This is a genomic window from Bartonella sp. AP7XZML, from assembly GCF_042195745.1.
Taxonomy (GTDB): domain Bacteria; phylum Pseudomonadota; class Alphaproteobacteria; order Rhizobiales; family Rhizobiaceae; genus Bartonella.
Window position 1 is genome coordinate 1 of sequence record NZ_JBHIOT010000100.1, and the last position, 1,039, is coordinate 1,039.

Annotated in this window: 3 protein-coding genes; all 3 read right to left on the reverse strand. The window is 46.8% G+C overall.

The window, feature by feature from the left end; all coding sequences use genetic code 11:
- A partial coding sequence (locus ACFILT_RS08260; RefSeq protein ID WP_375679882.1) for a tail protein X occupies nt 1–216 on the reverse strand: 216 nt, incomplete at its 3' end.
- The gene (locus ACFILT_RS08265; RefSeq protein WP_375679883.1) at nt 213–659 is read right to left on the reverse strand and encodes a phage tail protein; all 447 of its coding nucleotides are present in this window, start codon (nt 657–659) and stop codon (nt 213–215) included. The genes ACFILT_RS08265 and ACFILT_RS08260, both read right to left, overlap by 4 nt.
- 13 nt (nt 660–672) lie before the next feature.
- The coding region (locus ACFILT_RS08270) for a hypothetical protein (protein ID WP_375679884.1) at nt 673–1,039 on the reverse strand (367 nt) is incomplete at its 5' end.

Sequence of the window (1,039 nt, forward strand, 5' to 3'; positions counted from 1 at the left end):
AAGTGCAAATTCAGGCAGAATAACCGTTAAGCCCCGCGGTAAAAGTACACCATATTTGGCAATCTCTGGATTGGCTTCCAAGGTGGCTTCACAATAGCCTTTGAGTAAACCAGCTTGCCTCTGGTCTCCTAACACAGCCATGGCATGGTGAAAGCAGATAAGATCGAGACTCATATCCTCTAACTCTACAACAACATGCTTTTCTGGTATCTTCATAGAGTTTGTCCCACCTGATATTGACCTTGTGGTTTTCCACCATTGAAAAAGGGCAAGAGAGTAATGGAATAGCGGATGCGCTGTGATTGACCAGAGCGACTGATATAGTCGTGCTCTTTATTGATCGTGGTGATCACCACGGGGCCATGGAGAAGGACACTATAGGTCGTATCATTGATCCAACGAAGCATCTGGACCGGCTTTGCTGTTCGAATGGTCCTGCTTATGGCATCAATGGCTACACGATCACCAAACTCTTCTGGAAACCAAACGCCATGAATGGTTTTTGCATCATTGCCATAGCCGGTAAATTGCAAACTGGGTGCCTTGCCAAAACGCTCCATACAAACCCATGAGGCAGAAAACTCTTCTTCAAAGGATTGGAAATTCAGCCAGTCCACATAAAATTGATGCGGTCCTAACATCATCAAAGGATCTCTCATAGGCTCCCTCCCCTCATTCTGTCCCGCCATGCAGCGCATTAGCACGTGCCCGTTGAATGGCGTGGGCAACCGCACGACCAGTGGCAACAGGATCACGGGCGCCATTGACATGCACCGTAACGTTTTGATTGTGGGTGATGGTGGAACGCTCTTTCTCTCTTTGTTCTCTCGCAGATGAATTTACAGGAGAAGCCCCCGCAAATTGTGCAATCGGTTGAATGGTTGTTTTGCCCCCCAAAAAACTTGGCAAAAACTCTCTTACATCAATGGAACCAATCCACCCCTTAATGCGGTGAGATAAAGATTTACAATAATCCATCAATTGTGAGATAGACGACATAAAGCCATCGACAATCGAATTAGCCAGATCTTCGCCCGCT